Annotated in this window: 4 protein-coding genes; all 4 read right to left on the bottom strand. The window is 58.4% G+C overall.

Annotated elements, in window-relative coordinates:
• Positions 1 to 204: 204 nt before the first annotated feature.
• On the bottom strand, positions 205 to 918 hold the full coding sequence (locus GXP52_03330; GenBank protein ID NOY86318.1) for a threonylcarbamoyl-AMP synthase: 714 nt from the start codon (positions 916 to 918) through the stop codon (positions 205 to 207).
• Positions 854 to 1,327, bottom strand: coding sequence for a 5-(carboxyamino)imidazole ribonucleotide mutase (gene purE, locus GXP52_03325; protein NOY86317.1), 474 nt, complete (start codon positions 1,325 to 1,327; stop codon positions 854 to 856). Before purE ends, GXP52_03330 begins: the two co-directional genes overlap by 65 nt.
• A gap of 101 nt (positions 1,328 to 1,428) precedes the next feature.
• Positions 1,429 to 2,709, bottom strand: coding sequence for a phosphoribosylamine--glycine ligase (purD, locus tag GXP52_03320; GenBank protein NOY86316.1), 1,281 nt, complete (start codon positions 2,707 to 2,709; stop codon positions 1,429 to 1,431).
• A gap of 169 nt (positions 2,710 to 2,878) precedes the next feature.
• Complete coding sequence (gene purH / locus GXP52_03315; protein ID NOY86315.1) at positions 2,879 to 4,462, bottom strand: bifunctional phosphoribosylaminoimidazolecarboxamide formyltransferase/IMP cyclohydrolase; 1,584 nt, start codon at positions 4,460 to 4,462, stop codon at positions 2,879 to 2,881.
• Positions 4,463 to 4,602 lie beyond the last annotated feature (140 nt).

The raw sequence follows: 4,602 nt of genomic DNA, 5'->3' as shown, positions 1-4,602 counted from the left end.
CTTACCTATCGTTTCCAGTAACAAATATCGCATGAAGTGACAAAGGGCGGGGATTTCCCCGCCCTTTGTACATCTGTATGCCTTTGATTCGGTTTCGGGTTCCACGTTCCATGTTCCAAGAACCGCCTCAGCGTCACCACGTCTGATCTTTCTCTCTGGACTCTGGACCCTTCGACAGGCTCAGGGCAGGCTCTGGACTGAATTTCAATCTCTGGACTCTGGACTCTGGACTCTGGACTGCTTTATCCCATTCAGAAATTCCCTGACCTCCTGATACAGAGCTCCCGGACGGATGATGCGGGGTGGATAGGTTGTAACGTCGAGAACAGTGGACGATTTTTCCCCCGGCGTGACTCCCCCATCCACGACCAGGTCCGCCCCCTCAAGGATTTTCCGGTCGATCCCGCCCGCGGAACGTGGCGGGGCTTTTCCGGAGAGGTTGGCACTGGTGGCGGTGAGCGGGCCGCCATATTCCCGGGCGAGGTTCAGGGCCAGGGAGGGGCCGGGGACCCTGATTCCTATTGTCCCTGTCCCCGCTGTTATCTCCGGCGGCAGGCCTGGAATGGAGGGCAGAACGAGCGTCAGAGGTCCAGGCCAGAACCTTTCGGCCAATAATCCGGGATCAAGCCCGGCCTTCAGGCATCGTTCAAGGAAGAGAGGTGAGGTCAGACCCCGGACTATTTCCATGCTGCCGGCAATCAGCGGAACAGGTTTTCCCTTCCCGCGTCCCTTCAGGAGAACAAGGCGGCGCACCGCTTCGGCGTGAAGCGCGTCACAGGCGACACAGTAGAACGTTTCGGTGGGGATGACGGCGAGCCCTCCCCTCCGGAGAATATGGAACGCTTCCGGGAGGCTATTCCTCAAAGGTTTCGGCCATGTCGGAGCGTTTTTTGGCAAGTTTTTGTGAAAGGCCGTCATTAGACAGGGCCAGGATGGAAACAGCCAGGAGGGCGGCGTTCTGCGCCCCGGTTTTCCCCAGGGCCATGGTGGCCACGGGGATGCCGCAGGGCATCTGGACCGTGGACAGGAGAGAGTCCATCCCCTGCAGCGGTGAGGATGGAAGGGGCACACCGATGACCGGCCTGGTGGTATGGGAGGCAACCACCCCTGCCAGGTGGGCCGCTTTGCCGGCCCCGGCGATGAAAACCGAGCATCCTGTCCTGTCGGCCTCTTTTACCAGACGGCGGACCCGTTCCGGCGATCGGTGCGCCGAGGCGGTTTCAACCCTGTGGGCAACCCCGAACTCCGTCAGGATCAGGGCTGCCTCAGTCATCATTTCACGATCTGAATTGCTGCCCATCAATATGAGTACGTCGAACTTTTCCATGAACCGTTCTCCATTCTGAACTCTAGCCTCTGGACTCTGGACTCTGGACTAGCCTTTGGACCCTGGACTCTGGACTCTGGACTAGCCTTTGGACACTGGACTTATTTATCCAGGTACTTCATCGCTTTGGCCCCTATGTCCCGCCGATACTGGGCGCCTTCCCAGGTAATAACCTCGCAGGCGCGGTAGGCTCTCTCGATAGCGTGTCGGATGTCCATGCCCCTGGCGGTGACCCCAAGGACCCTGCCTCCGGAGGTGACTATTCGGCCGTCCTTCTCCGCCGTACCGGCGTGAAAAACCTTGACATCCTCCATGGCCTCCGCTTTTTCCAGGCCGCTTATGGACTTACCTTTCTCGTAGGATCCGGGATAGCCGCCCGAGGCCATGACAACACAGATGGAGGCGTCGTCGTGCCAGTCCAGCGTGACCGAATCAAGGCGCTCGTCGATAACGGCCTCCATGACGTCAACCAGATCACCGTCCATACGCATGAACAGGGGCTGGGCCTCGGGATCGCCGAAACGGGCGTTAAACTCCAGGACCTTGGCCATGCCGTTCTGGATCATAAGACCGGCGTAGAGCACACCCTTATAGGGCCTTCCTTCCGCTGCCATGGCCTGAACGGTGGGGATCATGATCTCCTCCATGATCCGGTCAAAGAGCCCGGGGGTCACCACGGGCGCCGGCGAGTAGGCTCCCATGCCGCCTGTGTTGGGCCCTTTATCCCCGTCGAAAATCGGTTTATGATCCTGGGATGTTGCCATGGGGAGAACGGTTTTTCCGTCCGAAAACGCCAGAAAGGATGCCTCCTCACCGGTGAGGAATTCCTCGATGACAATCCTGTCTCCGGCGTCACCGAACCTGCGTTCCTCCATAATGATCCGGACGGCCTCCTCGGCCTCCTCGATGGTCATACAGACGATGGCGCCCTTTCCGGCGGCCAGACCATCCGCCTTGACGACGATTGGAGCATCGACCTTCTTCAGGTAATCCAGTGCGGAATCCGCCTCGCCGAAGACCTCATAGGTTCCCGACGGGATGTTGTACTTTGCCAGGAGGTCCTTGGTAAAGACCTTGCTGCCCTCGATCTCGGCCGCCCCACGGCTGGCCCCGAAAATCCTCAACCCCTCACTTTCAAATGCGTCCACTATTCCCAGCGTGAGAGGAAGTTCCGGACCGACGCAGGTCAGGCCGATCCCCTCCTTCCCGGCAAATTCGATGAGGGAGGGGATGTCGTCGACGGCGATGGGGACCGTCGTCGCTTCCCTGGCGATCCCGGCATTGCCCGGAGCGCAGTACACCCCGGTCACCCGGGACGACTGGTTGAGTTTCCACACAAGGCTGTGTTCTCTTCCCCCACCGCCAACTACTAAAACCTTCATTCTCACCTCCCGGAATGTCTATTACATACAGACCGATACCACGATATCTCAAGGCGCTTACGCCCCCGCGCCCTTTTTTACCTCTGGACTCTGGACCCTTCGACAGGCTCAGGGCAGGCTCTGGACTCTGGACTACGGACTACGGTCCCCTTACTCCCACACGGTTCCCTCAGTGCCGGAAGTGCCGGATACCCGTGAATACCATGGCCAGGCCGCGTTCATCGGCGGCCTTGATGACCTCCTCATCCCTCACCGATCCGCCCGGTTGAATAATCGCCGTCACGCCCGCTTCTGCGGCCGCATCTATCCCGTCCCTGAAGGGGAAAAAAGCATCCGAAGCCAGAACGGACCCCTCGATGGGAAGGTTGGCCTTCATTACCCCGATCCTGGCCGAATCCACCCGGCTCATCTGGCCCGCCCCCGCCGCCACCAACTGCCCGTCGGTAGCGTACACGATAGCGTTGGATTTAACGTGCTTGGCGACAATCCACGCGAAACGCAGGGATGCCATCTCCTCGCCAGTGGGTTTTCTCCCGGTTACGACCTTAAGGTTGTTCTCGTCCATGGTGACAAGATCCCTGTTCTGGACCAGGAATCCTCCTCCGGCGCTGCGAATGAAGGGGATTGAGGCATCGAAAACAGGCCTGTCCAATCCCGGAAGCTCCAGGACCCGGAGGTTCTTTTTTGATTTGAGAACATCCAGGGCGTCCGCTGTAAATCCTGGCGCAATTACTACTTCTTTGAATCCGTCGATGACCTCCCTGGCGGTATCGACGTCAACCTCTCGATTGAACCCGACAATCCCTCCAAAGGCCGAAACGGGATCGGTCTTCATGGCGTTCAGATAGGCTTCCCTGATATTTTCCGCGACAGCGATGCCGCAGGGATTGGTATGCTTGATGATGGCGCACGCAGGTTTCTGGAATTCCATGACCAACTGGATGGTAGCATCCGTGTCTACAATGTTGTTGTAGGAAAGCTCCTTGCCCCAGAGCTGCCTGGCGTTGACCAGGAGCGGCTCACTGGAGGACGGTCCGGAATAGAACGCCGCCTGTTGATGGGGGTTTTCACCGTAGCGCAGGTCCTGGACCTTGGAACCGCCCAGGACAAGGGTATCCGGAAGCCCCGGGCTGTCCATGGTTTTCCCGTCCTCGTCCAACCCTGAAAGAAAGCGCGATACGGCGGAATCGTATAGACACGTGTGGGAAAAGGCCTCTCTTGCCAGGGCCATGCGTGTGGCGAAGGAGATCCCCACCTCTCCCGTGATCTCATCCAGTACAGCTTCGTAGTGCTCCGGATTGACCACCACCGCCACGGAGGGGAAGTTCTTGGCCGCTGCCCGGACCATGGCGGGTCCGCCGATGTCGATCATCTCCAGGGCTTCATCGAGGGTTGTTCCCGGTTTTTCGATGGTTCTGACGAAGGGGTAAAGGTTGACGGCAACGAGATCGAAGGCTCCGATGCCGTGCTCGGCCAGCTGGTCCATGTGTTTTGGAAGATCCTTCCTGGCCAGGATACCGCCATGGATCCTCGGGTTCAGGGTTTTGACACGGCCGTCCAGAATCTCCGGAAAATTCGTAACATCGCTCACAGGAATAACAGGGATGCCGGCATCCTTCAGGGTCCGTGCGGTTCCTCCGGAGGATACGATCTCGATACCCTGATCGGCCATGGAACGACAGAAGGGGACCACTCCTGTCTTGTCGTATACGCTGACCAGTGCTCTTTTTACCTGAAGGGGGGAAATGCTCATGGTGACCTGTCTCCTTGTTCTTTTTGGTATGTGTCCGGTGGAAGTTTGATGACTTCGTAAAAAGTCCATTTACGACCCTATGCAAGTCGGCCTTTTCGAAGGAGACAGTTTTACACGGGTAATGCGGAGGGGTCAAGTCA

The organism is Deltaproteobacteria bacterium, from assembly GCA_013151915.1.
Taxonomy (GTDB): Bacteria; BMS3Abin14; BMS3Abin14; order BMS3Abin14; family BMS3Abin14; genus BMS3ABIN14.
Note: the sequence above shows the minus strand (reverse complement) of the source record. Positions and strands in the feature narration are given on the sequence as shown.

Bases quoted from the DNA above. Each gene is read 5' to 3' on its own strand.
- purE (NOY86317.1), bottom strand. From the start codon at position 1,327: ATGGAAAAGTTCGACGTACTCATATTGATGGGCAGCAATTCAGATCGT.
- GXP52_03330 (NOY86318.1), bottom strand. From the start codon at position 918: ATGACGGCCTTTCACAAAAACTTGCCAAAAAACGCTCCGACATGGCCG.
- purD (NOY86316.1), bottom strand. From the start codon at position 2,709: ATGAAGGTTTTAGTAGTTGGCGGTGGGGGAAGAGAACACAGCCTTGTG.
- purH (NOY86315.1), bottom strand. From the start codon at position 4,462: ATGAGCATTTCCCCCCTTCAGGTAAAAAGAGCACTGGTCAGCGTATAC.